This window comes from Fimbriimonadia bacterium (assembly GCA_039961735.1).
GTDB lineage: Bacteria > Armatimonadota > Fimbriimonadia > Fimbriimonadales > JABRVX01 > JABRVX01.
In genome coordinates this window covers 13,456-32,760 of record JABRVX010000006.1, presented here as the reverse complement: position 1 = coordinate 32,760, position 19,305 = coordinate 13,456, and the positions used below count along the sequence as shown (strand labels likewise).

At 60.5% G+C, this 19,305-nt stretch carries 16 protein-coding genes and 1 tRNA gene; 10 read left to right on the top strand and 7 right to left on the bottom strand.

Going from position 1 to position 19,305, the window contains the following annotated elements:
• Positions 1-5 precede the first annotated feature (5 nt).
• From HRF45_02530 to HRF45_02515, 4 genes are all read left to right on the top strand, one after another.
• Positions 6-671 carry a type II secretion system protein gene (locus HRF45_02530; GenBank protein MEP0765406.1) on the top strand — a complete coding sequence of 222 codons (666 nt, stop codon included), beginning with the start codon at positions 6-8 and terminating at the stop codon, positions 669-671.
• Entirely contained in the window at positions 653-1,885 is a 1,233-nt protein-coding gene (locus HRF45_02525; protein ID MEP0765405.1) for an amidohydrolase family protein, read from the top strand. Before HRF45_02530 ends, HRF45_02525 begins: the two co-directional genes overlap by 19 nt.
• A gap of 194 nt (positions 1,886-2,079) precedes the next feature.
• Positions 2,080-4,713, top strand: a complete 2,634-nt coding sequence (locus HRF45_02520; GenBank protein ID MEP0765404.1) for a hypothetical protein — start codon at positions 2,080-2,082, stop codon at positions 4,711-4,713.
• A 280-nt stretch (positions 4,714-4,993) separates the two neighbouring features.
• Complete coding sequence (locus tag HRF45_02515) at positions 4,994-7,999, top strand: hypothetical protein (GenBank protein MEP0765403.1); 3,006 nt, start codon at positions 4,994-4,996, stop codon at positions 7,997-7,999.
• Between the two features lie 75 nt (positions 8,000-8,074).
• On the opposite strand, the gene HRF45_02510 is transcribed toward HRF45_02515, so the two are convergent.
• From HRF45_02510 to dnaK, 4 genes are all read right to left on the bottom strand, one after another.
• A complete protein-coding gene (locus HRF45_02510) occupies positions 8,075-8,464 on the bottom strand; it encodes a MerR family transcriptional regulator (GenBank protein ID MEP0765402.1) in 390 nt (129 codons plus the stop codon).
• Positions 8,461-9,510: a molecular chaperone DnaJ gene (gene dnaJ, locus HRF45_02505; GenBank protein MEP0765401.1), complete on the bottom strand. Its 1,050-nt coding sequence runs from the start codon at positions 9,508-9,510 to the stop codon at positions 8,461-8,463. Before dnaJ ends, HRF45_02510 begins: the two co-directional genes overlap by 4 nt.
• A gap of 62 nt (positions 9,511-9,572) precedes the next feature.
• Positions 9,573-10,019, bottom strand: a complete 447-nt coding sequence (locus HRF45_02500) for an Hsp20/alpha crystallin family protein (GenBank protein MEP0765400.1) — start codon at positions 10,017-10,019, stop codon at positions 9,573-9,575.
• A 34-nt stretch (positions 10,020-10,053) separates the two neighbouring features.
• Positions 10,054-11,973, bottom strand: a complete 1,920-nt coding sequence (gene dnaK / locus HRF45_02495) for a molecular chaperone DnaK (GenBank protein MEP0765399.1) — start codon at positions 11,971-11,973, stop codon at positions 10,054-10,056.
• A 205-nt stretch (positions 11,974-12,178) separates the two neighbouring features.
• Between dnaK and HRF45_02490 the strand changes: the two genes are divergently transcribed.
• Together HRF45_02490 and HRF45_02485 are read left to right on the top strand one after the other, a co-directional pair.
• Entirely contained in the window at positions 12,179-13,141 is a 963-nt protein-coding gene (locus HRF45_02490; protein MEP0765398.1) for a MoxR family ATPase, read from the top strand.
• Between the two features lie 96 nt (positions 13,142-13,237).
• Positions 13,238-14,275 carry a peptidylprolyl isomerase gene (locus HRF45_02485; protein MEP0765397.1) on the top strand — a complete coding sequence of 346 codons (1,038 nt, stop codon included), beginning with the start codon at positions 13,238-13,240 and terminating at the stop codon, positions 14,273-14,275.
• A 118-nt stretch (positions 14,276-14,393) separates the two neighbouring features.
• Here HRF45_02485 and HRF45_02480 read toward each other — a convergent pair whose 3' ends face one another.
• Positions 14,394-14,654 (bottom strand): hypothetical protein, encoded by a 261-nt coding sequence (locus tag HRF45_02480; protein ID MEP0765396.1) that lies wholly within the window; start codon positions 14,652-14,654, stop codon positions 14,394-14,396.
• 338 nt (positions 14,655-14,992) lie between these two features.
• On the opposite strand from HRF45_02480, the gene HRF45_02475 reads away from it, so the two are divergent.
• The 3 genes from HRF45_02475 (at position 14,993) to HRF45_02465 (ending at position 17,902) form a co-directional block, all read left to right on the top strand.
• Positions 14,993-15,445: a GyrI-like domain-containing protein gene (locus tag HRF45_02475; GenBank protein MEP0765395.1), complete on the top strand. Its 453-nt coding sequence runs from the start codon at positions 14,993-14,995 to the stop codon at positions 15,443-15,445.
• Between the two features lie 355 nt (positions 15,446-15,800).
• A complete protein-coding gene (locus HRF45_02470) occupies positions 15,801-17,207 on the top strand; it encodes a fucose isomerase (GenBank protein MEP0765394.1) in 1,407 nt (468 codons plus the stop codon).
• 83 nt (positions 17,208-17,290) lie between these two features.
• Positions 17,291-17,902, top strand: coding sequence for a hypothetical protein (locus HRF45_02465; GenBank protein MEP0765393.1), 612 nt, complete (start codon positions 17,291-17,293; stop codon positions 17,900-17,902).
• A 15-nt stretch (positions 17,903-17,917) separates the two neighbouring features.
• Here the strand turns inward: HRF45_02465 and HRF45_02460 are convergent, their stop codons facing one another.
• Together HRF45_02460 and HRF45_02455 are read right to left on the bottom strand one after the other, a co-directional pair.
• On the bottom strand, positions 17,918-18,631 hold the full coding sequence (locus HRF45_02460; protein ID MEP0765392.1) for a prepilin-type N-terminal cleavage/methylation domain-containing protein: 714 nt from the start codon (positions 18,629-18,631) through the stop codon (positions 17,918-17,920).
• 17 nt (positions 18,632-18,648) lie between these two features.
• A tRNA-Val gene (locus tag HRF45_02455) sits at positions 18,649-18,723 on the bottom strand.
• 354 nt (positions 18,724-19,077) lie between these two features.
• Here HRF45_02455 and HRF45_02450 point away from each other — a divergent pair.
• Positions 19,078-19,269, top strand: a complete 192-nt coding sequence (locus HRF45_02450) for a hypothetical protein (protein MEP0765391.1) — start codon at positions 19,078-19,080, stop codon at positions 19,267-19,269.
• Positions 19,270-19,305 lie beyond the last annotated feature (36 nt).

Here is a 19,305-nt window from a genome sequence, read left to right as displayed (position 1 = left end):
AAACGATGAAACGCGGGTTCACGCTCATTGAACTGCTCGTCGTAATCGGTATTCTGGCGCTGCTCGCCGCCATTCTCTTCCCGGTCTTCAACGCGGCCCGCCGCAAAGGCAACAGTGCGACATGCGTCTCGAACCTCAAACAGATCGGCGCCTCGATGGCCATGTACGCTGAGAACTATAGCGACCGCTTCCCTTACGCCGTGGATCCGACCGACAAGTACACGCCGGAGATCTGGAGGCAGCACCCCGAGTGGCAGGTGCAGATCCCTTATATGCCGATGCTGCACGAGGTGCTGCAACCGTATCAGAAGAGCAAAGAGATCTGGAAGTGCCCGGCTGACAATGGCTATAAGGTGGAGGACTTTAACGATCACGTTCTGTACGCCATGCCTACTAGCTACTCGAAGTTCGGTTCGAGCTACGTTTGGCGTACGGAGATCGCGTTCCGTGGCATTCGCGTGAGTACCTTCAAGGAAGGTACCAAGGTGAATGTACTCTTCGACGCAGCAGGGCACTGGCATCTGGGACAACGTCCCATAGACCCCGAGGACGACTACTACTCGCGCATCCGTAGGCGCGAGAGCTATGTGTTCAATGTGCTGTTCGGCGACCTTCACGTTCGCCAATCCACCTACGATCAGGTGGAGGAAGCGTGGATGCAGGACCTGTGATCCACCGTGCGAGGTGGATCGTTCCCGTGTCGTCTCCTCCTATCGAAGACGGCGAGATCGTCGTAGAGTGCGGGCGCATCGCGGAGGTTCGCCCGGCCACGCGGCAGGCGGCTGTCGAGCACGGCGATGCAGCTATTCTCCCCGGCTTCGTGAATGCGCACTGCCACCTGGAGTACACCGACCTAGCAGGCATGACAACGGAGCGTAGTTTCGTGCCTTGGTTGCGCCAAGTGACAAATCTAAAGCGAACTGCGGAACCAGAGACCTTTTTCGAGGGCGCCCGCCGTGGTGCACTCATGAACGCGCGAGCGGGGATAGGCGCCGTCGGCGATTTTAGCGATGCTCCGGTCTCGGTGCAGGCGCTAAACGAAGCTGGGCTTCGTGGAGTGGTGTTTCAGGAAGTGATTGCCTTGCGCGACCAGCCGACGTGGCGAGAGAGCCTCGACGCATGCCGTCACAAGGCCGACCAACAGCGCCAAGCCGCCGGCCTGCATGTAGACGTAAGGTTGGCTCCGCATGCCCCCTACTCGGTCGTCGAAGAGGCGCTGAGGACCTTCTCAAAAGGGCCGACGGCGATTCACTGTGCCGAAAGTTGGGAGGAGGTGGAGTTCTTGACCGAGGGCAGGGGAGAGCTAGCAGACTGGTTCCGAGAAATGGCACTACCAGTTAGGCCTGTGCATGCGACCCCCGTGGAGTATCTCGGCCGTGTCGGTCTTCTGAGGCCAGAGGTGCAGTTAGTGCACTGCGTCCAGCTTAGCGGCGACGACATCGAGACCATCGCGCGAGCGTGTTGCTCCGTGGTTCACTGTCCACGCTCCAACTCCCAACTGGGTGTCGGTACTGCGCCGGTACACGAACTCCTGGAAGCGGGTGTGAACGTCGCGCTCGGCACCGATAGCTTGCTCTCCAACGACGACTTCGACATGTTCGAGGAGATGCGTGCCGCTCAATCGGCCAACCTCGCTCGCGGCATGCCATTCATACCGGCCCGCACACTGCTGGCCATGGCAACCCGCAACGCTGCCCATTCTCTGGGGCTCGGGGATCGCTGCGGCGTGTTGGCGCCTGGCGCGAGTGCCGACTTCCAGGTGCTTTCCCTAGATTCCCCGAACGCGGATTCTACTCTGGGCATCGAAGATGCGCTCATTTCGGTTGGCAGCGCGAACGCAGTAGGGGCGCTCTATGTCCGGGGCCAACTCGTCCATCAAGCGTAACGGCAAGCCCCTCGTATGGCTGTGGGTTCCTGGTCGGTACGTGGAATCCGAGGCATATGAGTTACTTGTTGCAGATCGTCCCTAAATGTTGTAGAATGCTTCACACAACTTTCTCGAAGATGGGCGCAGCGCCCCCGACGCCAGCGCCCGGCCTGCAGGCGTCAGCGCACCCTGTCTCGATGTGGAGGTAGGACATGCCTGGTAGCCAGTGTCTCAGAATCGCATCTGTTCTAATCCTCGTGACGCTGGGACTAGTTTCGAACGCTTGCGCACAGTCGGTGGCTGCGCCAAACGCATCTGGCACGCACTGGAGCGGCCAATCTGCCTTCGGACCACAGGAAGTTGCACCGGTTTTGGTGCGCCTCTCCGAGCCCAAACGCCCGCTCGGGCCAATCAGTAATCCACCCATTTTACACGACGGGAGAAAGTGGCCGCTCGCTCACGGCTCGGAGGGTCCTGTACTTGCGTCCAACCCCGGCGATCCTGGCATCGCTACTCCCAATATGCTGCGGACATGGGTCGCGATGTCGGAGACGGACCGCTTGCCAGATGGCGTGGACATAGCGGTCGGCACTAAGCGAGTCGTCGTGGCTACGGGCAACCGTCTCGCGGTGTACACGAAGCGGGGCGACTTGGTGTGGGAAGCCGACATGAACTGGCTGATCCCCACGAGCCTCTACCTCCACGAACCCCGCGTCGTCTACGATTCTGACGGACCAGTGTTCATAGCCGTCTTCCTGGGCTCCTCCTCCAATCCGCCGACCTCCAAGCAGTTTGTCATCGTCATGCCCGAAAACCTGCTCGACCAAGGCTGGGCATGGATTTGGGACATCAACGCCTCTAACGCTGGCTTGTGGGCGACACACACCAGTATGGGGCAGAATTGGGACTCGGAGGTGTGCATTGCGAACGACATGTACACCTTTGCGGGCGACTTTCAGTACGCACAAGCGCGCTATCTGCCGAAAGCGAAACTCAGAGCAGGCGAGCCACTTACGTATTACACCTACTGGGGGATGATGTACGACGGCTCCTACGCTCAACGGCTCCAGGTTGCCGAGCCAAGGCAGTATAACCCTCACGACGTGATCCTGGCAGCTACGAAGCCATATGGCGGGGACAGCATTCGCATCTGGATCACTCGGGGCCCATTCTCCAACCCCTTTACCGTGACAATCGAGAAGAACGTGGGCTGTTGGGCCTACACCTACCCACCCGATGCCCCGCAATACGGTTCCGGGGCCCTCGTGGCCACGGGCTACGCATGGCTGACGTCTGCGGTTGCGGCCGATCAATACATACTCTTATCGCACACGGTAGGGTACAGCTTCTCCGGTACTAACCGCCCTATCTTCCGGGTGTATGCTTTTCACCCGGGCTCCGATTACGTGGAGTGGCAGCAGCAGGTCGGTTGGGCAGACGATGGTGCGTACATACCGATTGCCGACTTCGACCCTGTGCCCACCACGTACGTCGGCTTCAACTACAGCAACACGAGCTGGGCCTATCCCTCGTCGCTTACAATGAGCAAGACCGGCGACCCATGGCTCTCCGGTTTCGGTTGGATTGCAGGAGGCCAAGCACCCTACACGCGTTACACTTGGGCGCAGTACGCCGGCTCCTCCTTGGACCCGATGGGATACATCATATGGATGGCCCATATGCACACGATGTCCGATGGCAAGTGGCAGATTGGTGTGGGCGAGATGAGCCACTACAGTCTGCCCGATACTATACCGCCCTATGGGTGGCAGTCGAGTCCGGACTATACCTTTCACACACAGCAACCGGTCGTCGCTAGCTACGTCCGGGACGACGAGTCCGGACTCTACCCGCCGAGCGGTACCTACTGGTACTCGAGAGACACCGGTCAAACGTGGACCCAGGTCACGGCTCCAAGCACCCCGTTCGTGTCTGGCGACGAAGGGAGTAACGGCTGGCAGCGATTCACGACGCTTGCTGTTCCTTTCGATCAGGACTCGATGACGAAAAACCTGATCACGTTTCGTGTCGAGGACATGTATCGGAACATCTCCTGGTCTCCGGTGTACGTGATTCCCGTAGACACGAGGGCTCCCGAGGATTGGGCTGGTTTCTACCCCGACACGATCGTGAATGGTGGCGTGCACACCTGTTCCGTGATGGTCCACGACATTACTTCGGGGCTGAACGTCATCACCGCGTATTACCGCTTCTCCACGAACAGTGGCGCGACATGGAGCGCGTGGACTCCAGCGAACTGCACGGGCTCGAACGGCACTACCGACTATCAAACCCTCACTGCCTCGGACGTGCCGTTTAATCACTCTGGTGTGCTTGGCGAGAACCTGATCCAGTTCAGGGTTCAGGACATGTTCGGTAACCAGGGCGAGATGACATACGCAGTTCGAATCGACAAGCTGGCTCGCTTGGAGGGCAAGATCACGCTCGCGGACTTCGAGGCGAGTCCCCTCGGGATAGAGGCCACGCTCCAGCAGTTCAACGGTGCCGTGCTCATGGAAACGGTCACCACCAACCTTCGCTCTGACGGCGGCTATGTAGTATGGTTCAGGGACGCCGGCGGTACGCACATACGAGCCAAGACTCCGCACCATCTGTCGAGAAGGGTCGCCAAGGTCCTTTCGGGCCTTCAGACCAATTTCCTTGACCTCACTCTGCCTTACAACGGCGATGGCGACGGGAACAACGAGATCGGGCTCCCGGACCTAAACCTAGTAATGATCAACTTCACGAAGTCGAGGCATCCTGCGGACTATAACGGGAGCGGGCAAGTGGATCTTCCCGACATGAACCTGGTGATGCTTAACTTCGCCAAATCCGGGGAGTAGGAAGCCAGACCGCAGCCTGTAAATGCACCGCAGATTGACGAAGAACCGTGCACCGGGCGAGTAGTTGTTCTTGCGGATAGGGGCATTCCACGGTAGAATTGTATCTGAAGCGACCGCGTGAAGCGACGACCACAGTTTGCCCTTTGATGCGCACGGCGTTTATTTAGAGTAAATGGCACGAGTGTTTAGCTATGCGAAGCATTTCGCCTCGTGTCGGGCGTGAGGTGTCCGGGGCCTGTGACCTCGGCACTGCGCGGACTATCGTAAGGAGGAGACACAGATGAGCCACGCGGCTTATTCTCGAATGGCAGCGTTCGGGGCGATTCTCGCCGCTACGGTTGCCTTCGCAGCCCAGGAGAGTCCACAGCAGACGGGCTCCGGGTCCCAGATCACCGACCACCCGGACGCGACAGTAGTGGGCATTACCGACCGGCCAGACCAGCCTTTCGTGGGAGGAGCCGGTCCGGGCATTGAGAGGGTACGGCCCCATTTCCGGTCCACGTACGACCTGATCCCTGAACTGTACCCGGAGTGGTCGAAGCCACGAATCAAGAAGCACGACCCCGTGCCGGGAGGCCCATTCCCGTCCTCGACCGGGCCGATCCAGGTTGACGAGTCCGGTGGCCCCGAGATCGCTGCACCCAACCTGCTCCGGAACTGGAACTCGGTAGGTCCCAATGGCTGGATCCCACCCGATCCCGACATCGCGGTAGGTCCACACAACGTAGTGGTCGTCACCAACGACGACTGGGCCATCTACAACAAGAAGGGCGATCTGCTCTTCCAGGTGGACTTCAACGACTGGCTCAACGACTCGCGATTCTTGTTCGATCCGGTCTGTTTCTACGACAACCACAGCCAGCGCTTCGTGATCTGCATCCTGCAGCGGGACGACACGAACTTCACTTCCAACTGGGTCGTGATGGTTTCGGACGACAACAACGCGCTGGGGAGCTGGTGGTGGTACTACTTCAACGCCAGGCTCGACGGCAGCAACAACACCAACAACTGGGCCGACTACCCGAGTATCGGCTACGACGACGTAGGTGCGGTGTACCTAACGGCCAATCAATTCGCTTGGGGCGGCGGCTTTCAGTACTCGAAGGTCCGCCGGCTGCTGAAGTCTGAGATCTACAACGCGCAGGCTGCGGGTTGGTACGATTTCTGGAACATGAACGACGACGCCGGCACGAAGACCCATACCCTGCGGGCGGCCCAGAGCCACTCGTATCCAGGGATGGGCCTCTTGATCAACTCCAACCGCGTGTCCGGTGACTATGTGGTGGTCTGGAAGATCACGAATCCGACGGGAACGCCCTCGCTAGCCGGTACAAAGGTGACAGTGGTCTCGTACTCCGCGCCGCCGGATGGCGACCAGCCGGACACGACGACGAACATAGACAACATTGACGCGCGACTCCTGAATGCCGAGTACTACGTCAACCACATCTATACGGCCCATTCCGTTGCCTATGACTGGGGTTCGGGCAATCGGGCAGTCATCAAGTACTACAAAATCTACACTCCGGGCACCCCTTCCGTCGTTTGGGACGAGAGGTGGGGCGCTTCGGGCTTGGACTACTACTATCCAGCGGTTTCTGTGAATAACCTCAACGATATGGCCGTAGTCTTCGCACGATCCGGCTCCGAGTACGCTGGCATCCGCTACTCGGGTAGGCGCTCGTCCGATAGCACGATGCAGGGCAGCGCTCTTCTAAAGTCTGGGGCCGGTGCATACACTGGCGGACGCTGGGGCGACTACTTCGGAATCGGACTCGACCCGTCCGACGCGCAGACCTTCTGGATCTACGGCCAGTATGCCATGTCGGGCAACACCTGGGGCACTTGGATCGGCGAGGTGAACTTCGACAAGACAGCGGACGCGTCGCCGCCTACCTTCAGCAACTTCAGCCCGACGCAGACGACAGACACCACGCCGAACATCTCGGCTAACGTACAGGACGTAGGCTGGTCTGGACTCGACACGACCTCCGCCACGTATCGTTACTCTACGAACGGTGGCACGACGTATAGCTCGTGGCTCGCTCTGAACTGCACTGGCTCGCAGGGCACTACTGGCGTGCAGACCGTTTCTGCGAACAGCATCCCGTTCAATCAGGACTCGCTGACGCAGAACAGGATCCAGCTCCGCATCGAGGACATGTCGAGCAACTCGACCACGGCCACATACACGGTACAGATCGATGGTACGGCTCCAACTCCGTGGGGCAGCGTGAGCCCGGCTCAGAGCACCACACAGACACCCACCCTGAGCATCACGATTCGGGATGCAACGTCGGGGCTCAACGTTGCCAGCGGTCAGTACTGGTACTCGAGGGACGGTGGCAACACCTACTTCGGTCCCTTCACGGCCACTTGCACCGGTTCGAACGGAACCACTGCCACGCAGACCGTTACGGCGTCCAACGTCCCGTTCAACCAGGACTCGCTGACGCAGAACGCGATCTGGTTCTACATCGAGGACATGTTCGGGACCGCTTCGGGCACCGGATGGCTCAACCATCCCGTGGATGCCACGGCGCCTGGGAGCTGGGCCAACTTCCAGCCTGCGGGTGCAGTCAACGGCGGCAGCCAGACCTGCTCGGTACAAGTCCGAGACCTCACCAGCGGGTTGAACGTAGGCAGCGCGCAGTACCGGTTCTCCACGAACAGCGGCGGCACGTGGTCTGCATGGACTGCGGCAGCGTGCAGTGGTAGCAACGGTACGACGGCGGTGCAGACGATTACGGCTGCCAACGTTCCTTTCGACACGGCCGGCAACACGAACCGGATCCAGTTCCGCATCCAGGACATGTTCGGGAACGTCGGTACGAGCGGTGCGTACACCGTCACCATTGACAAGTTGTCGCTGGTGCTGGGTCGCGTTGTTCTCAATGACTACGTGGGTTCCCTGACCGGCATCCCTCTGACGATCATGCTGTACGACGGTGCGGCGCTGGTCGAGACGCAGGTGACGCCGCTGAATGCCACCGGCAACTACTCGGTGTGGTTTGCGAACAAGGGCGGCACGCTGGTTCGCGTGAAGACCCCGACGCACCTGACCGAGTCGGTCGCCACTTCTCTGTCCTCGTTGGTGCCGAATACTCTGAACTGGACGATGCGCTACAACGGCGACGGCGACGGGGACAACAACATAACGCTGGCCGACCTGAACAAGGTGCTGGTCAACTTCGGTGGCGGCGGTGCCGACTACAACGGTAGCGGTGTCACCGACCTTCCCGATCTGAACGTAGTACTGGTGAATTTCGGGAAGGTCGGCAGCTAGACCCCGACGCCAACTCGACTGAATGCTGCGGGCGGGGCGCAGAGCGCCCCGCCCGCTTCCTATCACACGTGATAATCATACGTCTATACGCCGCCGAAACCGAGTGATCGTCACGCGCTCTGCTGGGACGGGTGCCTGGCTGTCTTTCATCAGTTCGGCAATCCGCCGTTCCATCTCATGCTGTAGCTTGGTCAGGTGCTCATCGAATTCGGTCTGCATCTCGGCAATCTCGTCCAACAGCCGCAATATGACTTCCACACCGGCTAGGTTCACTCCCATGTCTTGTGTTAGACGCTGTATGCGGCGAAGACGCTCTAGGTCGGCCTCGCTGTACATACGGTTTTTGGCACCCACACGCTGCGGCTTGATAAGCCCTAGGCGCTCGTACATGCGCAGCGTCTGCGGATGGCAACCACACAATCTCGATACCACACCGATCGGGTACAGCGGTTCGTCGCGTGTCATTGCTCCCCCAGCTCCGCTAGTTGAGTGAATAGCTCTCGCTGCTTCACCGACAGGCGCTTGGGAAGGATCACCTTCGCGGTTGCATACAGGTCACCGCGTCCCTGTCCGCGCAGCCGTGGCATGCCTTCTCCTCGCAACCGGAACTTCTGTCCGCACTGCGTGCCGGCTGGGAGGGTCATCCTGACCTGGCCGCGCATGGTAGGCACCTGCACCTCACCCCCCAAAGCAGCGGTCGTGAAGTACACGGGCACTTCGACGTGAAGGTCGTCGCGATCTCGCCGAAACTTCTCGTGCGGTCGAACCCGCACTACCACGTACAGGTCCCCCTTGCGTCCGGAACTCCCCGCCACTCCTTGCCCGGCGACCCGCACCTTCTGACCGTCGGCCACGCCCGCGGGTATCTTCACGGTCACCTTTCGGCGGCCGGGCGTGGATCCTCGTCCCTTGCACTCGGGGCACACATCTCTATCCGTCTGTCCCGAGCCGCCACACTCTGGGCAAGCGGACTGCATGCCGAACAGACCGCCAATCGCACCGCGTCCGCCACAGGTGGGGCATGTGCGGCGCTTGCCGCTGGCTCTCGAGCCGGTGCCGCTGCAGCCGGCGCAGGGCTCGTCGAGCTGTAGGGTGATGGTCTTTGTGACCCCCCCGAAAGCCTCTTCCAGAGTGATCTCGGATTCGTACTGGATGTCTTGCGGTGGTCGGACGGTGGTGGTAGAGCCACCCTGACCGCGCATGAACTGCGAGAAGATATCTCCGAGGTCGCCGAAACGGAACCCACCTAGATCGAAGTCTTGGAATCGTTCGCCAGCCTGCTGCGCCTGCTCGTAGTTGGCGCCGAAGGTGTCGTACATCTTTCGCTTCTGCGGATCGGATAGCACCTCGTAGGCGGCGCTGACTTCCTTGAACTTCTCCTCGGCATCCTTATTGCCGGGGTTCACGTCGGGGTGGAACTGCCTGGCTTTCTTGCGATAGGCCGCCTTTATCTCCTTGTCAGTAGCATTGCGTCCGACTCCGAGCACGGAGTAATAGTCTTTGCCTGGCATGACTCCACCACCTTATGGCCCCCGGGGTGCGGGCAAGCCCGCACCCCGGGCCAGTACAGGGTTTAGCTGACGTTGACCTGTACCTTTTTCGGGCGCACGCTGGGCGACTTCGGCAGCGTCACCGTGAGCACGCCGTCCTTGTAGCTGGCCTCCACCTTATCCGCCTCGATCGGAACGCCGAGCATGAACGAGCGGGAGAAGCTCCCGTAAGCCCGTTCGACGCGGATGTAGTTGTCCTTCTCGGTAGTCTGCTCGAACTCGCGCTTGCCCTTGATGGTCAGGTGCTCGCCCGCCATTTCGATGTCGATGTCCTCCATCTTGACTCCGGGCAGCTCAGCCGTTAGAATTAGCTCGGACTCGGTCTCCTTGATGTCCACGGGGGGAGCCCACGCAGACACGCCCGCAGAGATCTCGTTCCAAGCCGGCGCGTTTATCTCGTCGAACAGCCTTCGAACTATGCGGTCGAAGCGCCCGAAAGGCGTCATCGGGTCTTGTCTTGACAGTGTCATTGTTTCGACTCCTCCTTCTTGTTAGTGTGAGTGGCTATTCGGTCTTGAACTCTGCGTCGATCACGTCCTCGTCAGGGCCGGAACTCGATGTACCGGCGGCAGCTCCGACGGTCTCCTCGGTGGGGGGAGCCTCTTGCTGCGTCGGGCTGCCCGCGCGCTCGTACACCTGCTTCGACAGCTTGTAGAACTCCTGCTCCAGGTCGTTGTGTAGGCGATTCACCTCTTCCAAGTTCTGGTCCGCCACAGCTTTCCGCAGCGATGCGACCAGGTCGTTGACCGTAGTCTTGTCAGCCTCGGATAGCTGGTCGCCGAGGTCGGCGAGTGTCTTTTCCACGCTGTAACAGAGTTGGTCGGCCTTGTTGAAGGTCTCGGCGCGCTCGCGAAACTCGCGGTCCTGGTCTTTCAGGCTCTCAGCCTCGGCGATCATTCGCTCGATCTCCTCCTTGGCGAGGCTGCCCGAGCCGGTGATCGTGATAGCCTGCTGGCGGTTGGTAGCCAGGTCCCTTGCGCTGACGTTCAGAATCCCGTTGGCATCGATGTCGAAGGTGACTTCGATTTGCGGAACCCGCGCGGGCGCCGGTGGAATCCCGGTCAGATGGAACTTCCCGAGCGACTTGTTGGCGCTTGCGCGGCTCCTCTCGCCCTGCAGGATGTGAATCTCGACTTCAGTCTGCCCGTCCTTAGCAGTGGTGTAGGTCCGTTGCTTTTTCGTCGGGATCGTGGTGTTTCGCTCGATCAGGATGTCCATCACGTCGCCGAGCGTCTCCACGCCCAAGGATAGCGGAGTGACGTCAAGCAAGACGATGCCCTTGACCTCGCCCGCAAGCACGCCGGCCTGAATCGCCGCACCGACCGCAACCACCTCGTCTGGGTTGACGCCACGGTTCGGCTCCTTGCCGCACAGCGTCTTGACCAGCTCTTGCACCATCGGCATACGGGTCGAACCGCCGACTAACAAAACCTCGTCGATGTCCTGAGGCTTCAGCTTCGCGTCTTCCAGAGCCTGGTGGAACGGCTTCTTCACCCTTTCCAGCAGGTCGGTGCACAGCCCTTCGAACTGTGCGCGCGTGATGGTCATGTCCAGGTGCTTCGGCTGATTGTCCACCGCCGTAATGTAGGGCAGGTTGATGTTGGCCGTGACCTGCGTCGACAGCTCGGTCTTGGCTTTCTCCGCCGCCTCGCGTATGCGCTGAAGGGCATCGGGCTGCTTCATCAGGTCCACGCCGGTGTCTTTCTTGAACTCCTTCACCACGTACTGCACGATGCGGTCATCGAAATCGTCTCCGCCCAGGTGCGTGTCGCCACTGGTGGACTTCACCTCGAAAACACCCTCTCCAACGTCCAAAATGCTGACGTCGAAGGTTCCTCCACCCAGGTCGAATACCAGTACGGTCTCGTTCTTTTTCTTGTCAAGGCCGTATGCTAGTGCCGCAGCAGTGGGCTCGTTGATGATGCGTAGCACGTTCAGCCCGGCCACTTCGCCGGCTTGCTTGGTCGCCGTGCGCTGTGAGTCGTTGAAGTACGCCGGTACGGTGATGACCGCATCGGTAACCGGCTCGCCCAAGTAGGCCTCGGCGTCTGCCTTCAGCTTGCCGAGCACCATCGCACCGATCTCCACCGGCGTATAGTCCTTGTTCATCGCGGGGATGTGGAAGGTGACCATCCCGTTCTTGTCCGGCTTCACCTTGAAGGGAACGAGCTTGACCTCCTCGGTGACCTCGTCGAACCGACGGCCAATGAACCTCTTTGCAGAGTAGATGGTGTTGTCGGAGTTCACCACCACCTGTCGCTTGGCAGTCACGCCTACAAGACGCTCTCCGTTCTTTTTGAACCCGACTACAGAGGGAAGAATCCGTCCACCCTCCGCGGTGCTGATGACGGTAGGCTCGCCGCCTTCCATCACAGCCACGACCGAGTTCGTCGTGCCCAAGTCTATGCCAACTGCTTTGCCCATGATTCGCAAAACCTCCGGACGCGTAGCTGTTCGTCGCGCGTCTAGTTCCTGATACGCAGATCGTGGCACTTGAGTGCCTTATTGTCAAGTCTTCTGCGTCCTAAAATGAGACTTTGCGTCAAATACAAGTAAAAATACGGGGCAATGCGGCCTCCCGGAAGCCCACTAGCAGGAGGATAGAGGCAACAAGGGAATCATCTGCCCAATGGACACCGGCGTGCAACAGGTTGCGGAAGCGGCGGAGCGACTTCGAGGCGAAATCCGCAAGGCGATCGCGGGGCAGGACGAGGTCGTGGACCAACTTCTGATCGCACTGCTCGCGGACGGGCACGTGTTGTTGGAAGGTGTCCCCGGCGTGGCGAAGACCCTCGCCGTACGGTCTCTCGCGCTTGCATGCGACCTCCCGTTCCGCCGCATTCAGTTTACACCTGACCTGATGCCTTCCGACATCACCGGCACATCGGTGTACGTCTCCTCTAGCGGCGTGTTCGAGCTACGACTCGGACCGATCTTCACCAGCGTCCTGCTTGCGGACGAGATAAACCGCACGCCCCCGAAAACTCAGGCTGCACTCCTCGAAGCCATGGAGGAGCGGAGGGTGACCATCGAGGGTTCGACCCAGAGCCTGCCGGACCCGTTCATCGTATTTGCCACACAGAACCCCATAGAGTACGAGGGAACCTACCCGCTGCCCGAGGCACAACTCGATCGCTTCCTGTTCAAGGTGCTGGTGGATTATCCCGACGAGTCGGCCGAGCTCACAGTCTTGGACCTCCATCACCGCGGATTCCGTCCCTCTAGGCTCGACGAGGCGGGCATTGTGTCAGTAGTCAGTGCGCTCGAGCTGGCACCTCTACGCGCGGCCATCGCCGGGGTGCAGGTTACTGCGGAGGTGCTACGGTACATAGGCTCACTCGTCCGCAAGACTCGTGGGGCCGAGCATCTAGTGTTGGGTGGCTCGCCTCGTGCTGGTGTTGCGTTGCTCTCGGGATCGAAGGCGGCTGCTGCGCTTCACGGGCGCGATTACGTAACCCCCGACGACGTTATGTCGGTCTATCTGCCAGCAATGAGGCACAGAGTGCTTCTCCGTCCGGAAGCCGAGATAGAAGGGCTGAGGCCGGACGACGTACTGAAGAACCTGGCGCGCCAAGTACCCGTGCCGCGCTAGGCAAGTGGACAGCCCGTCGGTTTCTATGCAAGAATCGCCACACCCAGGGGCGCCTTGCGCCCGATATCCCCGATCGAGGTGAGAGTTTTGAGGATCATGGCGTCCCACATCGGATTGTGCCTAGCAGCCACCATTGCACTGGCATTCGGAGTTACCACGGTTAGCGATGCCCAGACGACAAAGGGCGGGAAGGGAACCACCGCTACCAGCCAGCCTGCAAAGACCCCGGCGCAGCAGCGACCCAATTGGTACAACATCCCCGAGGACCGCTTCGTGCCCGCATGGGCCCCGGATAAGGCTGTAGCAAAGGTGAACGGCGAGGCGATCACCGCACGCGAAGTCACCACCTTCCTGTGGGATTGGCGCGCCGCGGATGTCGTCAACACACTGATGATTTTCAAGCTGATAGACCAAGAGGCCAATCGGCAGAAGATCCGGGTGACCCGCGCAGACGTGTTGGCCAAGATGGATGAGACACTGGCCGATCTCAAACCCCTCGTGCCCGCCGGACGCACGTTGGAACAGGAACTATTGGCTCGGAATACCGCTTGGACGAGGCTCTACATTCAGATCCGTGCGACCATCCAGCTCGATCGCATCATTGAGCAGAGCCTGAAGCGCGATGACCTGGTCTCCACGGCGCAGATCATCATCCGCGTGCCGGGCAACACCCCCGAAGAGCAGGAAAAGAATAAGGCGGCAACGCTCGAAGCCGCCCAGAAGGTCGTCGAGGAGATCCGCGGTGGGCTATCCTGGGACGAAGCGGTCGAGAAGTACAGCGAGGACCCGTTTACGAAGGGTAAGGGCGGAGACCTCGGATGGCGCTGGAAGGAAGAGCTGGACCCCAAGTTCGCAGAAGCTGTTTTGGGCAAGAATGTCGGCGCTGTCACCGATCCGATCGAGACGCCGAGCGGATACCAGATCGTGCGCTTGGTCAAAACAGGCCAGCAGGCCACTCCCGAGGAGTACAAGACTGCCGTGGACCGCATCACCGAGATGAAGCGCGGGATGATCGTGCGCGAACTCCAGGACAAGGCGAAGATGGAAAACTACATCGTGCCTGTGGTCCCTCCTGGCGCAATGACTCCCAGGCAGCCGCAGCCCTCGCCCGAGGGCAACCGACCACCCCGCTAGAGGAAAGCTCGTGACCAACTTCGGCGATGGGGGCGCGGAAGCGCCCCCATCGCGCATTAGCCCGAAGCAGGGGCTGTTAGCGACGATCGGACCTTGCCAAGTGCCCCAGCCTCTCGTTTCAGTGCCACCGCAGCTTCCAAAGCGTCGGCCTGACCGTGTCGCGCGCAGACTCGAGATGCGCGGCCTCCTCGCGATAGTGCCGTCCCGCAGCTCGAATCGACTCGATTTCCGACTGTGGCAGGTCGCCTTCGATCATCGTGAGGTACTGTGAAGCTGCATAGCGTGCGCCGACGAGGGCATCGTAGATGTACCAGTTCATGTGGGCGTTGCGCGGTGCCTTGTTGCGAAGGCCATCAGGCGCAACATCGTCGAACCTCAAGTTGTCGCGTAGGCTCGGTGACCCACGCCTGGAGACCGCGCAGTCCCGACCAGTAATTCTCGCCCTTCTCAGTCAGTGGTAGCGTGATGGCAAGCTCGGTGGAGCGCGCGACAGAGCGGCGCGGTTGAGGTTCGCAGGCTTCGGGTCGCCGAACTGACTGGGTGACGCCCCAGGGGTACTCCCGAAGTTCTTCCCACGAGTCGGCGTCGGTCCAATAGGCGCGCCAAGAGCAAGACGTTGCCGTTCTCGGCGTAGCCTACAATCAGGCCGTCCTCTTCCTGCAAAACCCGTGGGTAGGAGCTCTCTCCTGACCCTCGAATCGTAGCAGAGGAGGCCGAATGAAAGAGCCGACGTTTGAGGATCGTGCCGGATTCACGCTCTTGGGAGTGGGCGAGCGCATCGTGCTCGAGCAGGCCGATTGGAAGGCCCTGTGGGCCGCATTCGAGAGGCGGATGGCTGATATCGCGCCTGTTGCACTGGGAGAGGCGTGCTATGGAGCCTACTTCGACGCGGGAGACCCGAAGGCGAGCGACTTCTTGGCGGGCATGATGATTCCCGCCGGGACCGCGGCGAAGGAAGGACTCGTCGCCCGCGATGTTCCCGAGGCAAGATACGCGGTCTTCGAGTGCAGCATGGAGGAGATCGGGCCGACCTGGCATCGCATCTTCGGTGAGTGGCTGCCAGGGTCTGGGTATCGTTACGTAGAGGGGAACCCGTGTTTCGAGGAGTTTGCCCCCGGCGTGATGGAGGGCAATGTGCCCGTCCGTATCTTCGTGCCGGTGACGGGGTAGCGAGTGGAGCTTTGGTGCTGGGATGTGCTTGTGTATCGGACCAACGACCGACCAAGATTGGAGTGCGTGATGACCCCTGATGCTGAGCGGGGTGCTCGGGCCACCCGTCATGCTGAGCCCGTCGAAGCATGCGTGGCAGGCGGCGAGCGTGGCGCGTCAAGCAGGTTGCGTGCGGCACGCGCCGTCATGCTTCGACGGGCTCAGCATGACGTTTGCTTCGACGGGCTCAGCATGGCGGCAGTCATACCCCTCATCGCGTCACTGTCTCATCCCTCACAGCTTGCAGTGGTGAGGGTGGCACCACCTAACGGGGTGGGAGAGAGCAAGGGACAACATACATCCTAGGAGGAATGGAATGTCGAGAACCACACTAGGTGTCATAGTAGGAAACCGCGGCTTCTTCCCGGATCACCTATGTAAGACCGGGCGGGAGCGGATACTGGCACTGCTCGAGAAAATGGGATTCGACACGGTCGTGCTACCGGAAAGCGTGGGTAAGTTCGGTTCGGTCGAAACGTTTGGTGAGGCGAGGGCCTGTGCCGAATTATTCCGTAAGCACGCAGACGATATAGATGGCATCTTGGTAACGCTGCCCAACTTTGGCGACGAGCGCGCAGTCGCCGACACCATCCGTCTCGCAGCACTGAACGTGCCCGTCCTGGTGCATGCCTTCGCAGACAAGCCGGCAAAGATGTCGCTCGCAGACAGGGCCGACAGCTTCTGCGGAAAGATGTCGGTGTGCAACAACTTGCGTCAGTATGGGATCCCGTTCTCGCTGACCGCGCTGCACACGGTGGACCCGGACAACGACTCCTTCCGAGAAGATCTGCAGCGGTTCGGCGCCACCTGTCGAGTGGTGCGAGGGCTGCGCAACCTCCGCGTCGGTTGCATAGGCGCGCGTCCGGCAGCTTTCAACACCGTGCGCTACAGCGAGAAGCTTCTCGAGAGATCGGGCATCACTGTCGAGACGCTAGACCTGTCCGAGGTGATCGGTCGCGCCAATCGTCTAAGCTCGGATGATCCAGTGGTCAAAGCGAAGCTGGACGAGATCCGTGCCTACACCCAGACCGAGGGTATCCCCGCCGAAAGCCTGGATCGCATGGCTCGCCTGGGTGCAGTGGTGGACGCTTGGATGCGGGACCGTGAGTTGGCAGCCACGGCCTTCCAGTGTTGGACCTCCATCGAGGAGTTCTACGGAATCGTGCCCTGCACCCTAATGTCCATGATGAGCGACCGGTTGATGCCCTCTGCATGCGAGACCGACATAGCAGGCGTGCTGGGAATGCACATCCTTCAGCTCGCTTCGGGCAAGCCTTCGGCACTGCTAGACTGGAACAACAACTATGGGGACGATCCGGACAAGTGCGTGGTGTTCCACTGTTCCAATCTGCCGAAGAGCGTGTTCCGAGAGCAGAGGATGTCGTTGCAGGACATTATCGCAGCCAGCGTGGGCCGGGAGAACGCTTATGGCACCATCGTCGGGCGCATGCAGCCGGGGCCGCTGAGCTTCCTACGCATTTCCACGGATGACCTGGCGGGCGACATCGTCGGATACGTGGGCGAGGGTCGCGTGACGGATGATCCGCTAGACACCTTCGGTGGTTTCGGAGTAGTGGAGGTGCCCAACCTGCAACTCCTGCTGCACTATATCTGTGCGAACGGCTTCGAACACCACGTGGCCGCGAACCTCTCCGAGGTCGCAGCACCGGTTTACGACGCTCTGACGACGTATCTGGAGTGGGACATCCACTGGCACGCATGAGTCTTGTGCCGGAGGGCAGTGCGCAGAAGACAAGTTGACAGCGGGCGAAACCGGAGTTACACTGTGCACGGAGGTGAAGTCAGTTGACTTCTCGCAAGGCTTTGGTGCTTGCCGGCGCGGCGTGCCTCACCCTCGCCGCTGCGCTCGGCGTTCTCTTCGCCCGTCCAGTATTGGCCCAGTTCGGAGGCAACGCGACCGCTCTTCGTGTGGCCACACTCCCCCGCCAGTCCGAGCTGTGGCGCCTGACCCTCGACTATCCCGGAGCCACATGGGAGCATACGCATGACGACGAGTATGGCTCCCACTGGTTCATGTGGTTCACCGTACAGGCAACTGGCCGCAGACCGGTAGTAACCGATGTCGACCCAAACGATCCTAGCGATTCGGATGAACCGGACGGGGATCATGTGTACAACGTGAAGCTCACCACCCATCAGGGGATCCTGCAGTACCGTACGTTCGATGGATCCTGGAAGTCCTTCAGCTTCCGAAGGGTTGCCACAGCGCCGTACGAGCACCTTCGTGACCTCGAAGCGCACAACGGGCACATCCTGCCGCCTGGGCACTATCGGATGGAGGTAACGTTCAGCGGGATCGATGGTGGCCAACCATGGATCGTCACTGACCCTGCTCAGGAAGTGATAGAACATGAGTTCAATGTGGTGGGGTACTACGGCTACTGGGCAGAACCATAGGACTATGAGGTTGGACTAGTACGGTTTCCTCTTCAGCCAGAGGTAGAACTCATCGGCTTCGGCCACCGTGATGGGCATCCATTTCGCGTGTCCGTCGCAGAAAATCCAGCTCCCGCCATCGAAGTGGTATGGGTGGAAGTGCCCTTCGATACCGGAGTCGCCCGGGTACGTGTTTAGCGGTTCCGCCGACCAGTCGCCATCTCGGTTCTCGCCCTCGAGAATCGTGCCGGCGGGCATTTGGATCTCGGGCAGGCGCGAATAGCCGAACCCACCGGGAACGATGTGCGCGTAGGGCCAGTGAGTCAGCCACGGGTTGACGCCGTAATGCCCTACGTCGTGCCCGCCTGCGTTCCGGTGTTGGATGAAGGTCTTGCTGGGGCAGTGCAGAATGCCCTTGCTTTTGCAGTAGGGCTGCACTCGCTCGCGCCAGGTGTCCACCCACCAGATGCTGGCGTTCGCCGTGTTGTGGGGAATGGGCAGGCAGGAATTGTAGTCGGAGGCGTATTCCATGTTCGCGATACCGAGCTGTCGCATATTGGAGACGCAGGTGGTCTGGTGCGCCTTCAGCCGCGCGTGCGAGAAGATGGGAAAGAGGATGGCGGCAAGCACCGCGATGATGGCGATGACCACCAGAAGCTCGATCAGCGTGAAGGCAAGCGCCGTGACCGGACCGTGACGGCGCGCGCCGGAATACGGGCGGCTGTCTCGTCGCACGACACCAGTGTACATCGGAATCGGGGCGGAGGTGGTGGGCGGTACTGGCTTTGAACCAGTGACCCCTTCGTTGTCAACGAAGTGCTCTACCCCTGAGCTAACCGCCCACGCTGCGATTCCATTATGGGCTCCCGGACGCCGACGGGTCAAGCGGGAGAGGTGGGGTAGCGGCCAGTGCGAATGCCCTGACGGTTCGACATCGCGGCAGACCGGTCCTACGGGTGGCGGCGAGCCACGCCGCCCGTCGCACGGCGCGAACCCAAGAACTGCGCTGGGGCATGACCTAGGTCCGTTCGCAAAGCGCATGCTGGGGTGGTCCACACAAACGCGCCGGTCGGAATCGGGCCCCATGCCAGATCGTGTGCAACCCGATCGAGTGCCGTGACGTATCCTTGCTGTTGGAGTGGCGCCCGGTGGGGTATGGTCGGTAGGATATCGTACGCCGAGGAGGCAAGCAATCTATGGGAAACATTCTCAAGTTCATCGTAATCGGCATCCTGGCGCTGCTAGCCATCCAAGTAATGTGGTGGCTGTTCAAGGCTGCGCTCGCACTCGTCATCCCAGTCGCGGTACTGGCTGCCCTGGGCTTTATCATCTACCACTTGATGGGTGGTCGGCTGTCCGACAGGTCGGACAAGAGCCTGCCTAAGTAAGGGAAGGACTCCGTCCGTAGGCTCCAGAATGGACCT

Coding starts and splice junctions, on each gene's coding strand:
- HRF45_02500 (MEP0765400.1), bottom strand. CDS start 10,019: ATGACACTGTCAAGACAAGACCCGATGACGCCTTTCGGGCGCTTCGAC.
- dnaK (MEP0765399.1), bottom strand. CDS start 11,973: ATGGGCAAAGCAGTTGGCATAGACTTGGGCACGACGAACTCGGTCGTG.
- HRF45_02460 (MEP0765392.1), bottom strand. CDS start 18,631: ATGTACACTGGTGTCGTGCGACGAGACAGCCGCCCGTATTCCGGCGCG.
- HRF45_02485 (MEP0765397.1), top strand. CDS start 13,238: ATGGCGTCCCACATCGGATTGTGCCTAGCAGCCACCATTGCACTGGCA.
- HRF45_02450 (MEP0765391.1), top strand. CDS start 19,078: ATGGGAAACATTCTCAAGTTCATCGTAATCGGCATCCTGGCGCTGCTA.
- HRF45_02515 (MEP0765403.1), top strand. CDS start 4,994: ATGAGCCACGCGGCTTATTCTCGAATGGCAGCGTTCGGGGCGATTCTC.
- dnaJ (MEP0765401.1), bottom strand. CDS start 9,510: ATGCCAGGCAAAGACTATTACTCCGTGCTCGGAGTCGGACGCAATGCT.
- HRF45_02510 (MEP0765402.1), bottom strand. CDS start 8,464: ATGACACGCGACGAACCGCTGTACCCGATCGGTGTGGTATCGAGATTG.
- HRF45_02470 (MEP0765394.1), top strand. CDS start 15,801: ATGTCGAGAACCACACTAGGTGTCATAGTAGGAAACCGCGGCTTCTTC.
- HRF45_02490 (MEP0765398.1), top strand. CDS start 12,179: ATGGACACCGGCGTGCAACAGGTTGCGGAAGCGGCGGAGCGACTTCGA.
- HRF45_02475 (MEP0765395.1), top strand. CDS start 14,993: ATGAAAGAGCCGACGTTTGAGGATCGTGCCGGATTCACGCTCTTGGGA.
- HRF45_02530 (MEP0765406.1), top strand. CDS start 6: ATGAAACGCGGGTTCACGCTCATTGAACTGCTCGTCGTAATCGGTATT.
- HRF45_02520 (MEP0765404.1), top strand. CDS start 2,080: ATGCCTGGTAGCCAGTGTCTCAGAATCGCATCTGTTCTAATCCTCGTG.